The sequence below is a fragment of the Aequorivita lipolytica genome (genome assembly GCF_007997135.1).
Taxonomy (GTDB): Bacteria; Bacteroidota; Bacteroidia; order Flavobacteriales; family Flavobacteriaceae; genus Aequorivita; species Aequorivita lipolytica.
Window position 1 is genome coordinate 26,023 of record NZ_VORU01000011.1, and the last position, 22,201, is coordinate 48,223.

The 22,201-nt window shown below is 37.2% G+C and carries 19 protein-coding genes; 15 read left to right on the forward strand and 4 right to left on the reverse strand.

What is annotated here, in order from left to right; genetic code table 11:
• Positions 1-321: 321 nt before the first annotated feature.
• From ESV24_RS12045 to porX, 3 genes are all read right to left on the reverse strand, one after another.
• Positions 322-834, reverse strand: coding sequence for a hypothetical protein (locus ESV24_RS12045; protein ID WP_146743157.1), 513 nt, complete (start codon positions 832-834; stop codon positions 322-324).
• A 262-nt stretch (positions 835-1,096) separates the two neighbouring features.
• Positions 1,097-1,510, reverse strand: a complete 414-nt coding sequence (tsaE, locus tag ESV24_RS12050) for a tRNA (adenosine(37)-N6)-threonylcarbamoyltransferase complex ATPase subunit type 1 TsaE (protein ID WP_111816034.1) — start codon at positions 1,508-1,510, stop codon at positions 1,097-1,099.
• A gap of 94 nt (positions 1,511-1,604) precedes the next feature.
• Positions 1,605-3,155: a T9SS response regulator signal transducer PorX gene (porX, locus tag ESV24_RS12055; protein WP_111816033.1), complete on the reverse strand. Its 1,551-nt coding sequence runs from the start codon at positions 3,153-3,155 to the stop codon at positions 1,605-1,607.
• Positions 3,156-3,347: 192 nt separating this feature from the next.
• On the opposite strand from porX, the gene ESV24_RS12060 reads away from it, so the two are divergent.
• From ESV24_RS12060 to ESV24_RS12120, 13 genes are all read left to right on the forward strand, one after another.
• Complete coding sequence (locus tag ESV24_RS12060; protein ID WP_111816032.1) at positions 3,348-4,592, forward strand: HD domain-containing protein; 1,245 nt, start codon at positions 3,348-3,350, stop codon at positions 4,590-4,592.
• 120 nt (positions 4,593-4,712) lie between these two features.
• Positions 4,713-5,738 carry a UDP-3-O-(3-hydroxymyristoyl)glucosamine N-acyltransferase gene (lpxD, locus tag ESV24_RS12065; RefSeq protein ID WP_111816031.1) on the forward strand — a complete coding sequence of 342 codons (1,026 nt, stop codon included), beginning with the start codon at positions 4,713-4,715 and terminating at the stop codon, positions 5,736-5,738.
• Positions 5,731-7,137, forward strand: a complete 1,407-nt coding sequence (locus ESV24_RS12070; RefSeq protein ID WP_111816111.1) for a bifunctional UDP-3-O-[3-hydroxymyristoyl] N-acetylglucosamine deacetylase/3-hydroxyacyl-ACP dehydratase — start codon at positions 5,731-5,733, stop codon at positions 7,135-7,137. The genes lpxD and ESV24_RS12070 overlap by 8 nt, the downstream gene beginning before the upstream one ends.
• Positions 7,138-7,209: 72 nt before the next feature.
• Entirely contained in the window at positions 7,210-7,995 is a 786-nt protein-coding gene (gene lpxA / locus ESV24_RS12075) for an acyl-ACP--UDP-N-acetylglucosamine O-acyltransferase (RefSeq protein ID WP_111816030.1), read from the forward strand.
• 108 nt (positions 7,996-8,103) lie between these two features.
• A complete protein-coding gene (efp, locus tag ESV24_RS12080) occupies positions 8,104-8,670 on the forward strand; it encodes an elongation factor P (RefSeq protein ID WP_111816029.1) in 567 nt (188 codons plus the stop codon).
• Between the two features lie 85 nt (positions 8,671-8,755).
• Entirely contained in the window at positions 8,756-9,694 is a 939-nt protein-coding gene (locus ESV24_RS12085; RefSeq protein ID WP_111816028.1) for a UDP-3-O-(3-hydroxymyristoyl)glucosamine N-acyltransferase, read from the forward strand.
• The gene (locus ESV24_RS12090) at positions 9,691-10,104 is read left to right on the forward strand and encodes a nuclear transport factor 2 family protein (RefSeq protein ID WP_111816027.1); all 414 of its coding nucleotides are present in this window, start codon (positions 9,691-9,693) and stop codon (positions 10,102-10,104) included. The genes ESV24_RS12085 and ESV24_RS12090 overlap by 4 nt, the downstream gene beginning before the upstream one ends.
• A gap of 111 nt (positions 10,105-10,215) precedes the next feature.
• Complete coding sequence (gene sucD / locus ESV24_RS12095; protein ID WP_111816026.1) at positions 10,216-11,088, forward strand: succinate--CoA ligase subunit alpha; 873 nt, start codon at positions 10,216-10,218, stop codon at positions 11,086-11,088.
• Between the two features lie 184 nt (positions 11,089-11,272).
• Positions 11,273-12,019: a 3-oxoacyl-[acyl-carrier-protein] reductase gene (gene fabG, locus ESV24_RS12100; protein WP_111816025.1), complete on the forward strand. Its 747-nt coding sequence runs from the start codon at positions 11,273-11,275 to the stop codon at positions 12,017-12,019.
• 114 nt (positions 12,020-12,133) lie between these two features.
• Positions 12,134-14,167, forward strand: a complete 2,034-nt coding sequence (locus ESV24_RS12105; RefSeq protein WP_111816024.1) for a vWA domain-containing protein — start codon at positions 12,134-12,136, stop codon at positions 14,165-14,167.
• 23 nt (positions 14,168-14,190) lie between these two features.
• Positions 14,191-15,006, forward strand: a complete 816-nt coding sequence (locus tag ESV24_RS12110) for a prohibitin family protein (RefSeq protein ID WP_111816023.1) — start codon at positions 14,191-14,193, stop codon at positions 15,004-15,006.
• A gap of 247 nt (positions 15,007-15,253) precedes the next feature.
• Positions 15,254-16,132 carry a bile acid:sodium symporter family protein gene (locus tag ESV24_RS12115; RefSeq protein WP_111816022.1) on the forward strand — a complete coding sequence of 293 codons (879 nt, stop codon included), beginning with the start codon at positions 15,254-15,256 and terminating at the stop codon, positions 16,130-16,132.
• A gap of 234 nt (positions 16,133-16,366) precedes the next feature.
• Positions 16,367-17,440, forward strand: a complete 1,074-nt coding sequence (locus ESV24_RS12120) for an AOC03_06830 family ribosome hibernation factor (protein WP_111816021.1) — start codon at positions 16,367-16,369, stop codon at positions 17,438-17,440.
• A 364-nt stretch (positions 17,441-17,804) separates the two neighbouring features.
• Here the strand turns inward: ESV24_RS12120 and ESV24_RS12125 are convergent, their stop codons facing one another.
• On the reverse strand, positions 17,805-19,535 hold the full coding sequence (locus ESV24_RS12125; protein WP_111816020.1) for a sodium:solute symporter family protein: 1,731 nt from the start codon (positions 19,533-19,535) through the stop codon (positions 17,805-17,807).
• Positions 19,536-19,828: 293 nt separating this feature from the next.
• Here ESV24_RS12125 and hisG point away from each other — a divergent pair, with 293 nt between their 5' ends.
• Together hisG and hisD are read left to right on the forward strand one after the other, a co-directional pair.
• Positions 19,829-20,686 carry an ATP phosphoribosyltransferase gene (gene hisG, locus ESV24_RS12130; RefSeq protein WP_111816019.1) on the forward strand — a complete coding sequence of 286 codons (858 nt, stop codon included), beginning with the start codon at positions 19,829-19,831 and terminating at the stop codon, positions 20,684-20,686.
• Between the two features lie 168 nt (positions 20,687-20,854).
• Positions 20,855-22,195, forward strand: coding sequence for a histidinol dehydrogenase (hisD, locus tag ESV24_RS12135; RefSeq protein WP_111816018.1), 1,341 nt, complete (start codon positions 20,855-20,857; stop codon positions 22,193-22,195).
• Positions 22,196-22,201: the final 6 nt, after the last annotated feature.

Sequence of the window (22,201 nt, forward strand, 5' to 3'; positions counted from 1 at the left end):
ATTTAAATGTAATAATTATGTTAATTGTATCTTTACAGGTTATAATGCAATTAAATCCTTCGAAATTCATTTAAAATCTCAATATGGGCTTAATTTTTTAACAGATATTCAAACGCTGTTTATAATATACCTTGCCGGCAATATACTTTTTGCTTTATGTAGCTTCGTTTTTTTAGTTAGTAATTATCGTTTTTTTGTTAGGTACTATTTATTAATTTGAACTTCTAATTAATGCCTCAATGCTTTGGAGGGTTTAATTTTCAAACACAAATCGAGTACCAAGGTACATATAAAATTTGAAATTTAACAGTGGTTAAATTTTCAAAAAAGATCCTTTATCTGCTGCCAGAAAGATTTTTGAGCCCCAAGTTCTTCTTCAAAGCTTTTCAGATCTTTACCAATCAGTTTATTTGACAATTGAGCTTTAATAAGATAGACCAGCGGAACTATAACTAACATAATAGGGAAGAGCCACCATATTTCAACTTCATCGGTAATATGCACATCGTCATTAATGACATTAAAAAGCTGGAAGGCAAACATACCTGTCGGAATCAGGATAACGTGATACCACCAATGCTTGCATGTTATGAACCAAATAACCAAAAGTAAAAGTGGTACAAATTTTCCCATCATCGTCCATACTGAAACTTGAACTTTTTGATACCAATCGGCGTGGTACGTAAATAAAAAAGTTTCCCACGTTTTGTCTTGTGGGAAACTTGTGTATGAATAAAAAATATAGGGTGTTGCTGCTATGATAAGCGCAATAATACTACCCGTGACTAGGTATGATGATGTCGCTCTTTTTGATTTGTTGTGGTGTTTGCTCATCCTGGATGCTTTCTGGGGTGCAAGAAGCAAATGTTCCTAATGAAAAAATTGCTGCGATAAATAAGTACTTTACAGTTTTCATAATATATGTTTTGTGAGGTTAATAACACTTCAAACCTACTATGAAAAAAGAAAAAAAAACCAATTATTTTTACTATATATTTATAAATTTTTTTCTAAAATAATCCCTGCTTTATAATTTTTGCGATTTGGGGCAAACGATTAAAAAGGAAATTATAAACAAAAATGTCTCGCTACAATTTTATTCCATTGGCAAAATTTTTAGGGTTCTACTTCCGTTCTGGTTAATATTAATGATTAGTTTGTTTGCATTCTTTGGTAAGAGCGAATTTATTTTCTCAGGCCATTCTATAAATATATAATCTCCGCTATATAAATAATCCTCCAGGCCAATATCATAAGCCTCGGCAACATCGTTTATTCTGTAAAAGTCAAAGTGATAAATTGAACCCTGTGGCGTATTATATTCGTTTACTATTGAAAACGACGGACTGCTTGAAGTTTCTGAAACTCCAAGTTGCTTAACAAGCTCCTTTATCAAAGTGGTTTTCCCAACGCCCATGTCGCCATAAAAAAGGAAAATTCTTGTAAAAGAATTTTCTATAATTTCTTTAGCAACCTTACTAATTTCGTTTTGAGTATATGTAAATTCCATAGTAAAAACGGAACGAATATAGATAATTTATCGATTATAACCGAAATTATCAATTAATTCCATAATGCTTATTGTGCAATTATTTTAAAAAGAATTACTTAGGTGTAAACACAGAAAAAGGAATTATCATCTCTTCCAAAGAAACGCCACCGTGTTGGTACGTATTTCTATAGTAGCTAACGTAGTGATTGTAATTATTGGGATAGGCGAAGAAGTAGTCGCCTTTTGCAAAAATGAAAGAACTGCTCATGTTAATCGTCGGCAAATAAATTGTCTTAGGGTCTTTTGCCGCCAAAACTTCTTTGTCTTCGTAGGTTAAGCTTTTGCCCGTTTTATAGCGGAGATTAAGGCTTGTGTTTTTATCTCCAATAACCTTTGATGGGTTTTTAACATTGATAGTTCCGTGATCAGTAGTTATAATTAACTTAAAGCCCAAACGAGCCGCCTGCTGAATAATCTCTAACAAGGGTGAATTTTTGAACCAGCTCTGCGTAAGGGATCGGTATGACTTGTCGTTTGAGGCCAGCTCCTTTATAACCTCCATTTCAGTTTTGGAATGGGAGAGCATATCCACAAAATTGTATACAACCACCGTTAGGTCCTCATCCTTATGGCTTTTGAAATTTTCTACAAGTTTTTTGCCTTGCTTTAGGCTGGATATTTTATGGTAGCTCCAGTTAAGTTTAAGTCCCAAACGTTTAAGTTGGGCTTCCAAAAACTCCGCTTCTTTCATGTTTTTTCCACCCTCTTCAGTATCGTTCAGCCAAAGATCTGGATGCAATTTTTCCATCTCGCTGGGCATTAGTCCAGAAAAAATAGCGTTACGTGAATATTGCGTGGCCGTGGGCAGAATACTGCAGAAAAGTTCCTCTTTGGTTTTTTTGTAAATATTTGCAACAGTAGGCTCAAAAGCTTTCCATTGATCAAATCGTAAATTGTCAACTACAATTAATAATGTAGGAGTTCCCTGTTGTAACTGTGGCTGGATTTTTTCTTTGAATAGCGTGTGAGACATGGTAGGCGCATCGCTTGGATCTTCAAACCATTTGGGATAATTCTTGTCAACGAACTTACAAAACTGGTTATTAGCCTCGGCTTTTTGTGATTCAAGAATTTCAAACATTCCGGAATCTTCAATGTTTTCAAGTTCCAATTCCCAATAAATCAGTTTTGTGTAGAGGTCTTTCCACTCTTCAAAACTGTTAACCATAGAAAGATCCATTGCAATTTTTCGGAATTCCTGTTGATAGTTTGAAGTGGTCTTTTCTGAAATTAACCTGCTGTGGTCTAAATTCTTTTTTAAACTCAGCAATATTTGGTGCGGGTTTACAGGCTTAATTAGGTAATCGGCTATTTTAGAACCTATAGCTTCTTCCATTATATATTCCTCTTCACTTTTGGTTATCATCACCACCGGAATGGAGGCTTGTTGCTCCTTAATTTCAGCAAGTGTTTCCAGGCCTGTAAGCCCGGGCATATTTTCATCCAGAAAAACAATATCGAAGTTTTCTTTTTTTATTTCTTCCAAAGCTTCTGTACCGCTCTGTGCCGTAGTCACTTTATAATTTCTATTCTCAAGAAACAGAATATGTGGTTTAAGCAAATCAATCTCGTCATCTACCCATAGTACTTTTATGTCGCTCATATATGTATATTTGTCTTTATACTCCGAAGCCTTTGGCCTTTATAGCAATTCTTTCACAGCGAAAGAGGCTAGCATAGGAGTATGGTTAAATTATATTTATAAATAATTCTGCACCGTTGCGAAGAATTTTCTTCAAAAATAAACCTGAATTATTTTAAACAATTTTTGAGGCTACTAATTTAAAGTTAAAGTTTGAAAACCCTTCCTAAGCACAAAATTATAAACGATCCTATCTATGGTTTTATTACCATACCCAGCAAGTTGGTTTTTGATTTAATGGAACATAAATACTTTCAACGGCTGCGTAGAATTTCACAGATGGGGTTTTCATATATTGTATATCCGGGCGCCCATCATACGCGTTTCCATCACGCGCTGGGAGCAATGTTCTTGATGCAAAAGGCTGTGCAAGTACTTAAATCAAAGGAAGTTCACATTTCTGAAAAGGAGGAGGAAGCGCTCTATGTAGCCATACTTTTGCACGATATTGGGCACGGTCCTTTTTCACATGCTATGGAAAACAGCATTGTTGAAAACGTGAGTCACGAGGAAATCTCTCTGCTTTTTATGGAAGATTTAAACCAGAAATTTAACAAGCAATTAACGCTTGCCATTCAAATTTTCAAAGACGAGCATCCTCGGAAATTTTTTCACCAATTGGTTTCTGGGCAGCTTGATATGGATCGTTTGGATTATTTAAAACGTGATAGCTTCTACACCGGCGTGCCTGAAGGTACGGTAAACGCACAGCGCTTAATAGCAATGCTGAATGTAAAAAATGATGAACTTGTAGTGGAGGAGAAGGGTATCTATTCTGTTGAAAATTTTCTCGTTGCTCGCCGTTTAATGTATTGGCAGGTCTACCTTCACAAAACGGGCATAGTGGCTGAACAGTTATTGGTTCGAGTGCTTAAACGCGCGAAGCAACTTTCGGTAATGGGTGTTGAGCTACCGGCGAGTCAGGGTTTAAAATTTTTTCTGAATAACAACATAAATTTGAGCGACTTTTCAGAAGAAGTACTTGATACCTTTTCAAAGTTAGACGATTACGATATTATTTCAGCAATGAAAATATGGGTGGGCAATGATGACTTCGTATTAAAAAATCTTTCAAAAATGCTTCTCAACCGCGATTTATTGAAGGTGAAGGTGAAATCGGAAGACTTTTCACTTCAGAAGGTGAATGAGAAAAGAATCCAGCTGGTTGAAAAATATAATATTTCTGAAGAGGAGGCCTCCTTTTTTGTTTTCACCGGAAAACTTGAAAACCAAGCCTACAGTATGGAAAAAGACACTATAAACCTCCTAAAAAGAAATGGAAAGATTATAGAGGTAGCAAAGGCCAGCGATCAGCTGAATTTGGAGGCACTTTCCAAGTCTGTGGTAAAATACTATATGTGCTATCCAAAAAACAATAAAGATAGCTATCAAGGCTAAATCCTTTTTTTCTATTTTTGCAGCAATGAAAATTAACGGCCGAAATTCAATTCGCTTAAAAAATGCTATTTTGCAGTTGCCAATTATATGTAATTCAATTATAAAAAACCCGAACACCCAATGAAATTTACAGCAGCCCAAATAGCAGGAATATTGAACGGCACCGTAGATGGAGATGAAGGGGCAGAGGTTTCGCAACTGGCAAAGATTGAAGAGGGCTGTAAGGGCAGTTTAACCTTTTTGGCCAATCCAAAATATACGCACTACATATATTCCACTCAGGCTTCCATTACAATAGTTAACAATGACTTTGTTCCGGAAAATAAAATTGAAACTACATTAATTCGGGTGGATAATGCTTACAAAGCGTTTTCGCAACTCTTGGAATATTACAACCAAGTGAAAATGAACAAGACGGGAATTGAACAGCCGGTCTATATTTCAGAAAGTGCCAAGTACGGTGAAAATTTGTATTTAGGCGCTTTTTCATATTTAGGAGAAAATGTAAAAATAGGAGATAATGTGAAAATATATCCCAATGTGTATATTGGCGATAACGTAACTGTGGGTGACAATTCTATTTTGTTCACTGGCGTTAAGCTCTATTCAGAAACAGTTATTGGAAAATCTTGCGTTATTAATAGCGGTGTGGTTATAGGCGCCGATGGCTTCGGCTATACCCCAAATGAAAAAGGAGAATACCACAAAGTGCCGCAAACAGGCAACGTTATAATTGAAGACAATGTAGATGTAGGTCCGGGCACAACAATAGATCGTGCAACCTTGGGCTCGACCGTAATAAAAAAAGGCGTAAAGCTAGACAATCAAATTCAAATTGCCCACAACGTGACTATTGGTGAAAATACTGTGATTGCTGCACAAACGGGCATTGCGGGTTCCACTAAAATAGGAAAAAACTGCATGATAGGTGGGCAGGTAGGCATTGCGGGCCATATAGTTATTGGCGATAATGTAAAAATCCAGGCCCAAAGCGGAATTGGAAGAAATGTAAAAGACAACGAAACCTTGCAGGGTTCCCCCGCATTCGGTTATGGTGATTTTAATAAAAGTTATGTGTATTTTAAAAATCTTCCTAAAATAATGGAAAGGTTTAGTATAGTTGAAAAAAAGCTTGATAATGAATGAATGTTTGGTAAAACAGCGCACCATTGGTAAGGAAATTTCCCTTACCGGTGTGGGATTGCATACAGGGAAAGAAGTTACAATTACCTTTAAACCCGCACCCGAAAATCATGGATATACTTTCGTAAGAACCGATTTGGAGGGACATCCAGTAATTGAAGCAGATGCTAGTTATGTGGTGAATACCCAACGCGGTACCAATCTGGAAAAGCACGGGGTAAAAATACAAACATCAGAACATGTGCTTGCTGCATTGGTGGGACTTGAGGTTGATAACTGTATCATGGAGCTCAATGCCTCCGAGCCTCCAATTATGGATGGTTCCTCAAAGTTTTTTGTTGAAGCCATTGAAAATGCTGGAGTAGTGGAGCAAAATGCCGCACGGAATGAATATGTGGTAAAAGAAGTAATTTCGTATTTAGATGAGGAAACAGGAAGCGAGATAATCGTCATGCCTTCTGATGAATACCAAGTTACCACTATGGTAGATTTTGGCACAAAGGTTTTGGGCACGCAGAATGCTTCACTTAAGCATCTTTCAGATTTTAAAGGTGAAATTGCAAATGCGCGAACCTTCAGCTTTCTTCACGAAATTGAAATGTTGCTTGAGCACGGTTTAATAAAGGGTGGCGATTTAAACAACGCTATTGTTTATGTAGACAAGGAGCTTTCGCCAAGCACAATGGATAAGCTGCGTACCGCTTTTGGGAAAGACTCCATTTCGGTTAAGCCTAATGGTATTCTGGATAACCTTACCCTACATTATCCAAACGAGGCCGCAAGACATAAACTTTTAGATGTAATAGGCGATTTAGCTTTGGTAGGTACACGCATTCGCGGAAAGGTGATTGCAAACAAACCTGGCCATCACGTAAATACACAGTTCGCCAAAAAGCTTTCAAAAATCATAAAAATTGAAGCTCGAAACAATATTCCTACTTTTGACATCAATAAACCTCCAGTTAAGGATGTAAACGAGATAATGGCTATGCTTCCGCATAGACCGCCATTCTTGCTTGTAGATAAAATCATGGAGATGACAGAAACTAGCGTTGTAGGTTTGAAAAATGTTACGATGAACGAACCGTTTTTCGTAGGCCATTTTCCTGGCGCGCCTGTAATGCCTGGAGTATTGATTGTAGAAGCAATGGCCCAAACCGGTGGTATTCTAGCTCTTAGCACTGTTCCAGATCCTGAAAATTATCTGACATATTTTATGAAAATAAATAATGTGAAGTTTAAACAACAGGTAAATCCGGGCGATACCCTTATATTTAAACTTGAACTTATGTCGCCAATTCGCCGCGGAATTGTTCATATGAGCGGAAACGCTTATGCAAATGGCAAATTGGTTACAGAGGCCGAACTAATGGCCCAAATGGTAAAAACAAAAAATCTATAGATGAATTGGAAACCGTGTCAAAATTTTATGGCGAAAATACATTTCAACTATAAAAATCTATAAACGAGAGAAATGAACCAACCACTTGCATACGTCCATCCGGGCGCTAAAATAGCCAAAAACGTTGTGATTGAACCTTTCACAACCATTCATAACGATGTTGTGATTGGGGAGGGAACTTGGATAGGCAGTAATGTAACGATTATGGAAGGTGCCCGTATCGGTAAAAATTGCAATATTTTTCCCGGGGCTGTAATTTCTGCAGTTCCGCAGGATTTAAAATTTAAGGATGAAGATACCACTGTTGAAATAGGCGACGGAACTACAATTCGCGAATATGTCACTATTAATCGTGGTACTATTGACCGCGGAAAAACAGTAGTTGGTAAAAACTGCTGGATAATGGCTTATTGCCACATTGCACACGATTGCATAGTGGGCGACAATTGTATTTTCAGCAACAACAGTACGTTGGCTGGACACGTAACCGTAGGCGATTACGTAATTTTGGCAGGAATGACTGCAGTACATCAGTTTTGTATGATTGGAAATCACGCCTTCGTTACGGGAGGATCTTTGGTGAGAAAAGATGTCCCTCCATTTGTAAAGGCCGCTCGTGAGCCGCTTAGCTACGTTGGTATTAATAGTATTGGCTTAAGAAGAAGAGGTTTTACTTCGCAGAAAATTTCGGAGATTCAGAACATTTACAGACTTCTTTACCAAAAAAATTACAATACCACTCAGGCTACTGAAATTATTGAAGCCGAAATGGAAGCCACGCCAGAACGGGACGAAATACTCCAGTTCATCAAAAATTCCAAACGAGGAATTATGAAAGGCTACTTTAAATCAAATTAAATTTAAAATTTTTACGATTAACGATTGATTGAAAAACAATTAACAGATAACAATTAACAGATACCCGCCGAAGTTTATATTGAGCGGAGTCGAAAATACGGCAATACTATGGCTACATCATCAGATATTAGAAAAGGACTTTGCATCCGCTATAACAACGACATTTTTAAAATTACTGAATTCCTTCACGTAAAACCGGGAAAGGGACCTGCATTTGTGCGCACTAAAATGAAAAGTGTAACCACGGGCAAAACCCTCGATAATACTTTTTCCGCAGGTCATAAAATAGAAGATGTGCGGGTTGAAACACATAAATTTCAGTACTTATACAGCGAGGGAGATATGTACCATTTTATGAACACGGAAGATTATTCCCAAATTCGTTTGATGAAAGAAATTCTAGACACGCCAGAATTGATGAAAGAAGGCGAAGTTGTTACCGTGCTTATAAATACTGAAGACAGTTCTCCGCTCTCTGTTGAAATGCCCGCCCACGTTGTTTTGAAAGTAACTTCCACCGAACCTGGCGTGAAAGGAAACACAGCTACAAACGCTACAAAACCTGCAATTGTTGAAACAGGAGCAGAAATAAATGTACCGCTTTTCATTAACGAAGGTGATAAAATAAAAATTGATACAGAAAAGGGTCAATATCAAGAACGTGTGAAGGAGTAGATTAACGATCTATCGCGTGCATTCAGCATTGAGTTGTGTCTTTATGTTGAAATTATTCATTATTCATTAAACATTATTAATTATTTTGAAATTCCCAACTCCCCAGACTCTTGAAAATATTGCCGTCATAATCGGTTCAGATTATGTGGGTGAGCCTAATTTCCCAGTTTTTGGGATGAATGAAATTCACGTGGTTCAGCCGGGAGATATAGTATTTGTAGACCATCCGAAGTATTACGACAAAGCGCTGGAATCTCAAGCAACCGTAATTCTTATAAACAAAGAAGTGGAATGCCCCGTTGGGAAAGCGCTTCTTATTTCCGAAGATCCCTTTCGTGATTTTAATAAGCTCACTCATTATTTCAAGCCTTTCCGAAGTTCTAACAGTGCAATTTCAGAATATGCAGAAATAGGCGAAGGCACCATTATTCAACCAAATGTTTTTGTTGGCAATAATGTAAAAATAGGCACAAATTGTGTTATTCACTCAAATGTTTGCATTTACGACAACACGATTATCGGCAATAATGTGACTATCCATGCCGGCACTGTGTTGGGTAGCGATGCATTTTATTATAAAAATCGTCCCGAAAAGTTTGATAAACTTCTAAGCGGTGGCAACGTAGTTATTGAAGACAATGTAGATCTGGGCGCTTTATGCACTATAGATAAGGGCGTAACAGCTTCAACCACCATTGGTGAGGGTTCCAAACTGGACAATCAGGTTCACGTTGGGCACGATACCGTTATAGGTAAACGCTGTTTGATCGCTTCACAGGTTGGTATAGCGGGCTGCGTTTTGATTGAAGATTTTGTAACCATTTGGGGACAGGCTGGAATAACCAGCGGAATCACAATTGGTGAAAAAGCCGTTATTTCGGGGCAAAGCGGAGTTAGTAAATCATTGGTGGGGAACAAGGCATATTTTGGCACGCCTGCAGATGATTTCAGAACTAAATACAAGGAATTAGCTTCCATAAAGCTTATTCCGGACATAATAAAAAAATTGGATGAATTATCATGAGTAAGAAAGCAAAAGACATAGTAAGAGACTTTTATAAGTCAGATATTTTAAAGGATGATACGGTAATGGAGCGTTTTTTCCATCCAGAATTGGTCCTTATTTGGAACAGCGCTAACGGTTTATCAATTATGAATTATGAGGATATTGTAAAATTCTTCGACGAAGTGAAGCGTTCTTATAATGATTTAAGGATAGAGGTAAGTCATTTACTGGCTGATGACAATCATGTAACCATTCGCTATAAATATTATATCCGCACTATGGAAAACGAAGATGAAGAGTTGGGCATTGCTCATTTTATCGCAATTTGGGAGGTGAAAGATGATAAGCTATACAGAGGCTACCAAGTGAGCCAGCCTGTAACAGATAAAGATGATACCAATGAAAGCTATCACAGAGTTAAAGTGTAATATCTTTTAAAACCCTTGCCAAAAGCTGTATCTTTGCGATAATTCTGATAAAAAATTCAAAACATTTCTTTTGAATAATAAATATAAATAAACAATAGAAAATACTTAAAAATGAGCGTTTTAGTTAATAAAAATTCAAAAATAATTGTTCAGGGTTTCACAGGAAGCGAAGGTACTTTTCACGCCGAGCAAATGATTGAATACGGAACCAATGTAGTAGGAGGGGTTACTCCAGGGAAAGGTGGTCAAAAGCATCTTGACCTACCTGTCTTCAATACGGTTTCTGAAGCAGTCGAAAAAACTGGTGCAGATACATCTATTATTTTTGTACCGCCAGCATTTGCTGCAGACGCCATTATGGAAGCTGCTGATGCCGGTATTAAAGTAATCATTACTATCACCGAAGGAATTCCAGTGAAAGATATGATTATCGCTTCAGATTATATAAAAGATAGAGATTGTCGTCTTATTGGCCCTAACTGCCCAGGCGTTATCACTCCGGGTGAAGCAAAGGTTGGTATTATGCCAGGTTTCGTTTTCAAAAAAGGAACGGTGGGTATTGTTTCAAAATCAGGAACACTTACTTATGAAGCAGCAGATCAAGTGGTGAAGCAGGGTCTTGGAATCACTACCGCAATAGGTATTGGTGGAGATCCAATTATTGGAACATCAACAAAAGAAGCACTAGAAATGCTGATTATGGATCCCGAAAGTGAAGCTGTAGTAATGATTGGAGAAATTGGCGGTCAACTAGAAATTGACGCAGCCAACTGGTACAAAAACAGCGGCATTAAAAAACCTGTAATTGGCTTTATTGCTGGTGAAACAGCGCCTGCGGGACGTACTATGGGTCACGCTGGAGCAATTGTTGGCGGAAGTGATGACACAGCACAAGCAAAGAAAAAAGTAATGCGAGAATGTGGCATCCACGTAGTGGAATCTCCAGCGGAAATTGGAAAGAAAGTAAAGGAAGTTTTAGGTTAATTCTTCGAAATTATACAAAAAAAGCTCTGCGAAATTCGCAGGGCTTTTTTTATGGAGAACCCGCAACCTTTTGTTATATTTGAATCCCCGTCTTTTTTGCGGTTTTTTAAATGTCACACTGAGCGCAGGCAAAGTGCAATCGAAGCGAAATCGAGAATTTTAGTTTAAATCGAAATATTTTTATATGAAATTATTAGAAGGAAAAACAGCAATCATCACCGGCGGTAGCCGCGGAATAGGAAAAGGAATTGTTGAAACATTCGCGCAACACGGCGCCAATGTAGCTTTTACATATAGTTCCTCGGCTGAAGCTGCAAACGCTTTGGCAGACGAAGTTTCAAAAACTGGAGTAAAAGCAAAAGCCTATAAAAGTGACGCAGCTTCTTATGACGAATCCCAAAAACTGGCTGAAGAAGTTTTAAAAGATTTCGGAAGTATCGACATTCTTGTGAACAACGCCGGAATCACCAAAGACAACCTCCTAATGCGTATTTCCGAAGAAGATTTTGATAAGGTGATAGAAGTAAACTTAAAGTCAGTTTTCAATATGACCAAAGCTGTTCAGCGTGCAATGCTGAAACAACGCAAAGGTTCAATCATAAATATGAGTTCCGTAGTTGGTGTAAAAGGAAACGCTGGACAAACAAATTATGCAGCCTCAAAAGCAGGTATAATAGGCTTTACAAAATCGGTTGCTTTAGAACTTGGTTCCCGCGATATTCGCTGCAACGCAATTGCCCCTGGGTTCATAGAAACTGAAATGACTGGAAAGCTTGACGATGCCACCGTCCAAGGCTGGCGTGATGCCATTCCGTTAAAACGCGGCGGCTCTCCCGAAGATATTGCAAACGCCTGCGTTTTCTTCGCAAGCGACCTCTCTGCCTACGTTACCGGCCAAGTGCTGAATGTTGATGGAGGAATGCTTACTTAATAGGCATTAGTTAATTGGTAATAGATAATATAAAACACAAAAATTTCTTTAATTTCTAGACTTCTCAACGCCCAACTCATCGACTTTAAACATTTAAACACATAAACTCTTTTAGTGTCCACAGAAACCATACTTTACATAATTCTCGCCGGAGTAATATCAATTGCTTTGGCGGTTTTTATGTATGGCTACAGGTCAAAACAGAAAGCTTCGTTGCGATGGATTTTTGGAGTGCTGCGGTTTATCACACTTTTTTCTATTCTAATTTTGCTCATTAATCCAAAATTGAAAAGCGAAACCTATATCATTGAAAAGCCGAAACTACCTGTGCTGATTGATAATTCGGCTTCGGTAGGGGAGTTGAACCAAAAAGAAAATGTTTCACAGTTTCTACAAAAGCTGAAAGAGAACAGTGAGCTGAACGATAAATTTGACATATCGTATTATTCCTTTGGAAATGATTTCCGCGAAAGCGATACTCTTTCTTTTGAAGAAAAAAATACCAATATTTCAAAAGCACTTACTTCGGCTAATGAGCTTTTCAAAAATCAAACTGCGCCAACAATCCTGATTACCGACGGAAACCAAACCCTTGGGAATGATTATGAATTTTCTTCGGCAACTTTTAAAAATCAAATATTTCCAGTAGTTCTGGGTGATTCCATAAAATATACCGACTTAAAAATTGAGCAGCTAAACACCAATCGTTACGCTTTCTTAAAAAATCAATTTCCCGTTGAAGTTATTTTAACTTACAGTGGCACAAACCCTGTGAATTCAGAGTTTGTCGTTACCCAGGGCCCTTCAGCTGTTTACAGAACAAATGTTTCCTTCTCTGAAAATGAAACCTCAAAAACGCTGAATTTTACGCTTTCTGCTAATAGCGTCGGACTTCAAAAATATACGGCACAAATACTACCGCTTGCAGACGAAAAAAACAAAACCAATAACAGCAAGCAGTTCGCCGTTGAAGTGATAGACCAAGCTACTAATGTTTTGGTAATAAGCAAAATTACACATCCAGATTTGGGAGCCCTAAAGAAGGCAATTACCACCAACGAGCGGCGTACGGTTACTTTCAAAAAGCCAGCAGAAGCTACTAGCATTTTGAATGATTATCAGCTTGTGATGCTTTATCAACCTGACAGAAGTTTTGCAGCGGTATTTTCAGAAATTGAAAAACTCAATAAAAACACTTTAGTATTTTCAGGCCTGCAAACAGATTGGTATTTTTTGAACGGAGCACAGGATAATTTCAACAAAGAGGCCTCAAACCAAAGCGATAACGTGCAAGCCTTGCTCAATAGCAATTATGGTACCTTTGCTGTGGATGATATTGGTTTTGATAATCTTCCGCCCCTGCATACAGCGTTTGGAACATTAACTATAAGCGCCCCGAACGAAGTAATGCTGGAACAAACCGTAAGTGGCATTACTAACGGTAATCCTTTACTGGCCACAATGGAAATAAACGGCAAACGAAATGCTATTTGGGATGGTGAAGGTTTTTGGCGTTGGCGAGCACGCAGTTTTATTGAAACGGAAAGCTTTCAGAATTTTGATGATTTCATAGGTAATCTTGTTCAATACTTGGCTTCAAACAAAAGACGAAGTAGGCTGGAAGTTTCTTCGGAAACATTTTATTATAATAACAATCCCATCAAGATTTCCGCGCAATTTTTTGATAAAAACTATGTGTTTGACGGTCGTTCCTCGCTAAATATTTCAGTGAAAGATAAAGAGACCGAAAAACAGACCGTTTTCCCGATGCTCTTACGCAACAATTATTATGAAGTTGATCTTAACAGTCTGCCGGCCGGAGAGTACAGCTATACTGTTTCGGTTTCAAATGAAGCGATTTCCAGCAGTGGAAGCTTTACCATTTTAGATTTCAATGTAGAGCAGCAATTTCTTAATGCTGATGTTTCCAAACTTCGGCGGCTTGCAGAAAATACCAAGGGAATGGCATATTTCGCAACACAGAGCGATTCATTAATTAATGCGTTAATTGGGAATACTAACTACCAAAACATTGAAAGAAGCGAGCAAAAAGTAGTACCTTTGATCGATTGGAAACAGCTACTTGCACTTATCGTTCTTGCCCTCGCTGCAGAATGGTTTATCAGAAAATATAACGGACTTATTTAAAACTTAATAATTTAATAATATATATGGAAAAATTACCAAAACTCACAATACCCGTAGTCGTAGGGGTCATTCTACTCATTATTTTAGTAGCAAAATCGTCGGTCACTATTAACTCTGGTCACGCCGGAGTGCTCTATGAAACATTCAGCAATGGTGTGGTTACTGATGAGCCGCCACTTGGCGAAGGTTTTCACATAATCGCACCTTGGAACAAAGTTTTTGTTTACGAAATACGTCAACAGGAACTTAGCGAAAAAATGCAAGTACTTTCTTCTAACGGACTTGAAATAAAGCTTGATGCCTCTGCGTGGTATCAACCTATAGCTACAGATGTTGCAAAACTGCACCAAGAGAAGGGTGAAAACTACCTGCAACGCGTTATCCAGCCTGCAATTAGAAGTGCGGCAAGAAGTGTTGTAGGACGTTATACTCCAGAACAACTTTACTCTACCAAGCGTGACGCTATTCAAACAGAGATTTTTGAAGAAACAAAGAAAATTTTAGACGAACAGCACATACAACTAAACCAAATTTTGGTTCGCGATGTAACGCTGCCTGCAACAATAAAAGATGCAATAGAGCGTAAACTGAAACAAGAACAGGAATCTTTGGAATATGAATTTAGATTGGTAACAGCAGATAAAGAAGCCCAAAAAGTACGTATAGAGGCACAAGGTAAAGCAGATGCAAACGCCATTTTGAGCGCCTCACTTACAGATAAAGTTCTTCAAGATAAAGGTATTGATGCTACTTTAGAACTAGCCAAATCACCAAATGCCAAAGTGGTAATTGTTGGTTCTGGCGATAGTGGAATGCCATTGATTTTGGGGAATAACTAAAATTTATGTCAGGTTGAGCGCAGTCAAAACCTCTTTAAAATATTTTTACTAGAAACTAAAACCTTCCCTTATGGAAGGTTTTTTTTGTCTATAGTTTTCTGAAATTCTTTATACTTATACTAGGGTTTGAATATTGTTTTGTTTTGCTAAATTTTAATATATTTAAAGTAACTAGTTGCAGGTATTAGTTTCCCCTAAAACCTAAACTTTATGAATATACTCAAATAAATAAAAAACCAACCTATAAATGACCACAGCCGAAATTGTAAGTAAAATATTCCTACCATTATCGCTCGCCATTATTATGCTAGGCATGGGAATGACTTTAATTTCAGCAGATTTTACAAGAATATTTAAATACCCCAAAGCCATTTTAATAGGGCTTACAAATCAGCTTATTTTTTTGCCAATTATTGGTTTTTCATTGGCTATTGTATTTAATTTAGGTCCAATAATGGCAGTTGGATTGATGATTTTGGCTTCTTGCCCGGGCGGTCCAACAAGTAATTTAATAACACAAGTTTGCAAAGGCAATATTGCATTATCGGTAACATTAACCGCTATTGCCAGTATTGTTAGTATAATAACAATCCCTTTTATTTTGGCGTATGCTTTGGAATATTTTGCTGGTGGCACAGACGTTACCATAAAATTACCTATACTAAATACAATTCTTCAAATAATGGTTATTACAGTTATTCCTATTGCAATTGGAATGATAATTCGTAAATACAAAAGAGACTTTGCAAAGCGAATGGAAAAGCCAATGCGCATAGCTTCAACCGTAATTTTTATTTTAGTATTTATAGCGGTTATAGCTGCAAACTTCAAAATAATGGGTGCAGCAATGAAACAAGTGGGAATAGTTACTTTGCTATTAAATAGTATAACAATGGGATTGGGATATCTAACAGCTAGATTGTTTAAATTGAATTTAAAAAGTGCAATTTCAATTACTGTAGAAAGCGGAATTCAGAACGGAACTTTAGCAATCATAATAGCTACAACAATACTAAATAATGTAGAAATGGGCATTCCAACAGCTGCCTATGCAATATGGATGTTTATAACTGGTGGAATTTTAATGTGGCTATTTGGCAAAAGAACCAAGGTAACATCTAAATAATAAATCGAGCGTTTTAAGCATATTTTAGTATTCTAAAAAATATTTTCAATTAGATTTTTCTACACCTTACAAATCAGTTTTCTGAAAAGATTTTATTATCACCAACAAGCTCATAAATATTATATTGTTATGTTAAAATTGAAATTAAACAATGCGTTACGGAGTATATTTATGAAAAATGTGATTTAGATGTTTTTATCTACACTCTAGCACTCATTTAAAAGAAACTGATATATGAACATTACATTAAAAGAACTTAAAAACATCAATTCTGAAAGCTGTATTACAATAATATTAAATACACACAGAACCAGTCCCGACAGTGCAAAAGATGCCATAACTTTGAAAAATCTCTGTAAACAAGCAGAAGATAGGCTTTTGGTAGATGAAGACAAAAGAGATGCGAAAAATTTAATAAAACGGATGCATGAATTAACATCACAAATAGACCATAATTATAACTTGGAAAGTTTGGTTTTATTTGTAAATGAAAATATTGCGGAATATACACGCTTACCCATTTCAGTAGAAGATCGCGTAATAATAGATAACACCTTTGCTACAAGAGATTTAATTAGGGCATTACACCAAGAGGCAAATTACCTCATTCTTTTGTTAAGTCATCATAAAGTTAGATTAATTGAGGCTTTTAATGGTAAGGTTGTAAAGGAATATGACGATAGCTTCCCCATGGAAAACAGCCAATTTTATTCTACTAACAAAGTAGAATTATCAAACGCAAGCAGGCAAACAAACTTGATTGCAGAATTTTTCAATAGGGTTGATAAAGAAGTAAATAATATAAGAAATGAAAACCCACTTCCAGTACTCATTTGCTCTGAAGAAAGTAATTACCACGAATATTTAAAAATAGCTGACCAAAAACAAAGCATTTTTGAAGCGTACCTCAACAAAAATAGATTGGACGAAAAAGCACACCAAATTGTAGAACACGCTTGGGAAATAGTGAAAAAGCTAACCGTTGAAAAAAATAATTCTAGAAAACAAGAATTGCTAAACGCACAAAACAGCGACAAATTTTTTAGCGATATTAATGACATTTATAGGGCAATTCTTGAAGGTAAAGTTCAAACACTGTTTTTAGAGGAAGGCCTATTTCAGCCTGGTATTATAGATGGCAATAGTATAAGCTTTGTTACAGAAGAAGAAAGAACCAAAAAATCCGTAACTGATGATATATACGACGAACTAATTGAAGCCAATATGAAATTTGGAGGTGATACGGTGTTCTTGCCAAAAGGAGAATTAGCAGATTTCAATGGCTTTGTAGCTATAACTCGCTATTAAAATAAAATAGGCAACACTATACCACAAAGAGTGTAGGTTGAAAAAACAGGGGTTAGACTTTTTTAAAGTCTAACCCTTTTTTAATAATTAATCTGGAGACCTAACCATAATTATTAAAAGTGGATTACGCCACGTTAAATTGAGATTCGTTCATTTTAACGCTAAATTTTACATTGGTTTTTAATGCACCAAATACTTTCAATATCGTTTTTATAGTTACGTTTTTAGTATTTCATTCAAATTTAAAGATTTGCTATTTTTGCACTCAAACTATTTCAATAAGTTGTTCAAGGGATGAATTTTGTCTACAACTATAACCTACAGTTGAATGATGATATATTTGATATTATAAAATAAATTCTATCTATAAATCAGTCTTCTGAAAAGATTTAATAATCACCAATCCACAAACTACAGCCACAGCAGATAAACTGAAGGCTAAAATATTGTTTCCATAAATGAAATTTCCAATGGCAAACAACGTGCAATAAACCCCAACAACACCAGCAAAGAATCCAAGTATCTTCATTCCAAAACCTTTAAATTTAGATTCATTTCCAAAGATTAAGCTATTAAAACTGTTTAAGGTTTCTGCTTTTGATGGTTTTGTTAAAAGCGTTACAGCTACCCAACCAATTGTTGTTACTACGACGCCTAAAACCAATTGCCAATGGCCAGCCAATTCAAACATAGGTGTTTCCATTTTTCCGTTTATAAAGAAGAAAGCTGCGATTATAAAAGAAATTAGCATTGCAGCAATTTCACTATAAGGATTTATTCTGCTCCAAAACCAGCGTAGAATAAATAGCAAACCAGTTCCAGCGCCAATTGAAAGCAGCAAATTAAAACCATCCCGAGCTTCTTCTAAAACGAGTGCTAGTAATCCTGCAAAAATCATCATTACAACCGTAGAAATTCTTCCAACGGCTACTTGTTCTTTACCTGTTGCTTTTTTCCGAAGAAAGCGAACATAGAAATCGTTTACTACATAAGAACTTCCCCAGTTTAAGTGTGTTGATATGGTACTCATAAATGCCGCAATGAGCGATGTTATAACAATTCCCAATAAACCCGCCGGTAAAAACGTAAGCATTGCAGGATACGACAAGTCATTTTTCACAAAAGCGGGATTCAAGTCTGGGAAAGCTGCTTGTAAACTTTCAAGATTTGGAAAAACTATTATTGACGCCAACCCAATAACAATCCAAGGCCACGGACGAATTGCATAATGCGCAAAATTGAAAAATAGGGTTGCATAAGTAGCGTGTTTTTCATCTTTTGCCGCAAGCATTCGCTGGGCAATATAACCACCACCGCCAGGCTCTGCACCCGGATACCAAACGCTCCACCATTGCACAGCAAGCGGAATTATTAACAACGGAATCAATAATTCAGGTTTTGAAAAATCTGGAAGCATCGCTGTTTTAGCTGCAACAGCAGGGGTGGAGAGTAGTTTTTCAATTCCGCCAATTTCAGGCATATTTACAATATAAATGGTTGCCCAAATGCTACCAACCATCGCAATAATAAACTGAACAAAATCTGTCAACAAAACGCCTTTAAACCCACCAAAAGCTGAGTAAATTACCACTACTGGGGAGGCAATCAATAAAACTTCATAAGAAGATAAGCCGAACATTACGTGGCCAATTTTAATAGCAGCCAAGCAAACATTTGCCATAATAATGATATTGAAAAACACCCCAAGATAAATTGCTCTAAATCCTCTTAAAAAAGCGGCGCTTTTGCCACTATAGCGCAATTCATAAAACTCCAGATCTGTTGTTATTCCACTTCTGCGCCATAGTTTGGCGTAAAAAAACACGGTCAACATTCCCGTTAATAAAAAACTCCACCAAATCCAGTTTCCAAAAACGCCATCCTCGCGAATAACGCCAGCAACAAAATTGGGCGTATCGGCCGCAAAGGTTGTCGCAACCATACTTACCCCAAGCAACCACCAAGGCATATTTCTATCTGAAAGGAAAAAGGATTTTGAATCTTTCCCAGATTTTTTTGCTACAATTAATCCTATAGCAATGAAAACAATAAAAAAAGAAATAATAATTATCCAATCGATGGTGCTTAGTTGCATAATATATAGTGATTTTTCAGCAGTTCAAAATTGCTCGGGTGAAAGTAAAGAAATTGCATTAAAAATTAATAAACCGTTAAAATTTTATATTCACAGTTTTTTAAACATAATTTTTGTTTAGATTTGCCCTCGCTATTATGAACAAAACAATTTTACATCATCATCATATTTTTTTCCGCGCGCTCGCGAGGTGATATGGCTGTTGTATAACTTAACAATATTCAAAAACCCGTTTGAGCAATCAAACGGGTTTTTTTTATTCCCTCAACTCAAAACTCAAATAAAATATCAAAATGAAAAAGTTAAAAATTGCGGTACAAAAATCAGGAAGACTTCACGATGAATCGCTTGCCTTGTTAAAGGATTGCGGGATTTACATAGACAATGGCCGTGAACAATTAAAGGCTACATCCACTAATTTTCCTCTGGAAATATATTACCTGCGCAATGGTGATATTCCACAATACTTAAAAGATGGCGTGGTAGATTGTGCTATTATTGGCGAAAACCTCCTGGTTGAAAAAGGCGAAGAAATTTCAATAGTAGGCCGATTGGGTTTTTCAAAATGTAGAGTTTCCCTCGCAGTGCCAAAAACTTTTAAATACAATTCCATCAACGATTTTAACGGAAAACGAATCGCCACTAGCTACCCTGAAACAACACGAAATTACCTAAAAGAAAAAGGAGTAGAAGCAGAGCTGCACATTATTAACGGTAGTGTTGAAATAGCACCAAATATAGGCCTGGCAGATGCAATTTGCGATATTGTGAGCAGTGGCAGCACCCTGTTCAAAAACAATTTAAAGGAAGTGGAGGTAATTCTGAAAAGTGAAGCCGTGCTTGCCGTATCTCCAAATATTTCAGAAAGCACAAATAATATCTTGGACAAACTTCACTTCAGAATTCAATCGGTTTTACAAGGCCGTGATTCTCGTTACGTGCTCTTAAATGCTCCCAACAATAAAATTGACGATATAATCAAAATCCTCCCCGGAATGAAAAGTCCCACTGTACTTCCCTTGGCCGAAGAGGGCTGGAGCAGCATCCATTCCGTTGTTAACAGAGATACTTTTTGGGAAGTAATTGAAGAACTGAAAGAAGCCGGCGCAGAAGGAATTCTAGTTTGCCCAATTGAAAAAATGATATTTTGAACGACGAGGTGCGAACGACGAACGACGAGGTGCGAACGACGAGGTGCGAACGACGAGGTGCGAACGACGAGGTGCGAATGACGAACGACGAGCGACGAACTACGAGCGACGAACGACGGGCGACGAACTACGAAATAGGCTTTAAGCAATAAACTTTAAATTGAAAAAATGAACAAAATATACAATCCAAAACCTGAAACTTGGAGAGATTTTTTAAAAAGGCCCACCAAAACCATTGCCGATATAGAGGCGACGGTAAAAGAAATATTTTCTGAAGTAAAAACCAAAGGCGATGAAGCTGTAACGAAATACACCCAACTTTTTGATGGAGTTTCAATAGAAGAATTATTGGTTTGTGAAGAAGAAATTAATTCTGCAAAAAATGAAGTTTCCGAAGAATTGAAAGACGCTATCAATCTTGCAAAAGGAAACATTGAAAAATTCCACAGCGCACAAAAAACTGAAAGAATAACCATCGAAACTACGGAAGGCGTCAGTTGTTGGCAAGAAAAACGGCCAATTCAAAAAGTGGGTCTTTATATTCCCGGTGGTTCTGCGCCTTTATTTTCAACGGTTTTAATGTTGGCTATTCCAGCAAATATTGCAGGTTGCAACGAAATTGTTCTATGTACGCCACCCGATAAAAATGGTAGTATCAATCCTGCTATTTTATATACAGCCAAGCTGTGCGGAGTCACCAAAATTTTTAAAATCGGCGGAATCCAAGCCATTGCCGCAATGACTTTTGGCACAGAAAGCGTTGCTCCTGTTTATAAAATTTTCGGACCGGGAAATCAATTTGTAACCGTTGCAAAACAGATTGCCACCAAATATGGCGTGGCAATCGATATGCCTGCTGGCCCTTCGGAATTATTGGTATTTGCAGATGAAACCGCCAATCCATCTTTCGTTGCTTCAGATCTTTTATCGCAAGCGGAGCATGGCGCTGACAGCCAAGTAATTTTGGTTACAACTTCCGAAAAGCTTTTGAATTCAGTAGAAAAGGAGATTGAAAAACAACTTCAAGTGTTACCGCGTAAATTAACGGCTGAGCAAGCTATTGACAACTCAAAATTGATTTTGGTAGAAACAGTTTCTGAAGCCATCGATTTGATAAATGAATACGGCCCAGAACACTTTATAGTCGTTTCAAAAGACGAAGACTTCTTCCTCAAAAACATTCAAAATGCAGGTTCGGTTTTTATAGGAAACTACACCCCCGAAAGTGCGGGTGACTATGCTTCGGGCACTAATCACACTTTGCCCACCAATGGATATGCAAAGCAATACAGCGGTGTAAACCTAGACAGTTTTATGAAAAGTATGACCTTTCAGAAAATTTCAGAAAAGGGAATTCAAAATATTGGGAAGGCAATAGAAATAATGGCCGAAGCCGAAGGACTGCAAGCGCACAAAAACGCTGTTACTTTACGATTAAAGAGCTTAGAGAAAATGTCAGGTCGAGCGCAGTGTCATCCTGAGCCTGTGAAGGGTCGAGACCTTAATTAAGATATA

Bases quoted from the DNA above. Each gene is read 5' to 3' on its own strand.
- ESV24_RS12045 (WP_146743157.1), bottom strand. From the start codon at position 834: ATGAGCAAACACCACAACAAATCAAAAAGAGCGACATCATCATACCTA.
- tsaE (WP_111816034.1), bottom strand. From the start codon at position 1,510: ATGGAATTTACATATACTCAAAACGAAATTAGTAAGGTTGCTAAAGAA.
- porX (WP_111816033.1), bottom strand. From the start codon at position 3,155: ATGAGCGACATAAAAGTACTATGGGTAGATGACGAGATTGATTTGCTT.
- lpxD (WP_111816031.1), top strand. From the start codon at position 4,713: ATGAAATTTACAGCAGCCCAAATAGCAGGAATATTGAACGGCACCGTA.
- ESV24_RS12070 (WP_111816111.1), top strand. From the start codon at position 5,731: ATGAATGAATGTTTGGTAAAACAGCGCACCATTGGTAAGGAAATTTCC.
- lpxA (WP_111816030.1), top strand. From the start codon at position 7,210: ATGAACCAACCACTTGCATACGTCCATCCGGGCGCTAAAATAGCCAAA.
- efp (WP_111816029.1), top strand. From the start codon at position 8,104: ATGGCTACATCATCAGATATTAGAAAAGGACTTTGCATCCGCTATAAC.
- ESV24_RS12090 (WP_111816027.1), top strand. From the start codon at position 9,691: ATGAGTAAGAAAGCAAAAGACATAGTAAGAGACTTTTATAAGTCAGAT.
- sucD (WP_111816026.1), top strand. From the start codon at position 10,216: ATGAGCGTTTTAGTTAATAAAAATTCAAAAATAATTGTTCAGGGTTTC.
- fabG (WP_111816025.1), top strand. From the start codon at position 11,273: ATGAAATTATTAGAAGGAAAAACAGCAATCATCACCGGCGGTAGCCGC.
- ESV24_RS12110 (WP_111816023.1), top strand. From the start codon at position 14,191: ATGGAAAAATTACCAAAACTCACAATACCCGTAGTCGTAGGGGTCATT.
- ESV24_RS12115 (WP_111816022.1), top strand. From the start codon at position 15,254: ATGACCACAGCCGAAATTGTAAGTAAAATATTCCTACCATTATCGCTC.
- ESV24_RS12120 (WP_111816021.1), top strand. From the start codon at position 16,367: ATGAACATTACATTAAAAGAACTTAAAAACATCAATTCTGAAAGCTGT.
- ESV24_RS12125 (WP_111816020.1), bottom strand. From the start codon at position 19,535: ATGCAACTAAGCACCATCGATTGGATAATTATTATTTCTTTTTTTATT.
- hisG (WP_111816019.1), top strand. From the start codon at position 19,829: ATGAAAAAGTTAAAAATTGCGGTACAAAAATCAGGAAGACTTCACGAT.
- hisD (WP_111816018.1), top strand. From the start codon at position 20,855: ATGAACAAAATATACAATCCAAAACCTGAAACTTGGAGAGATTTTTTA.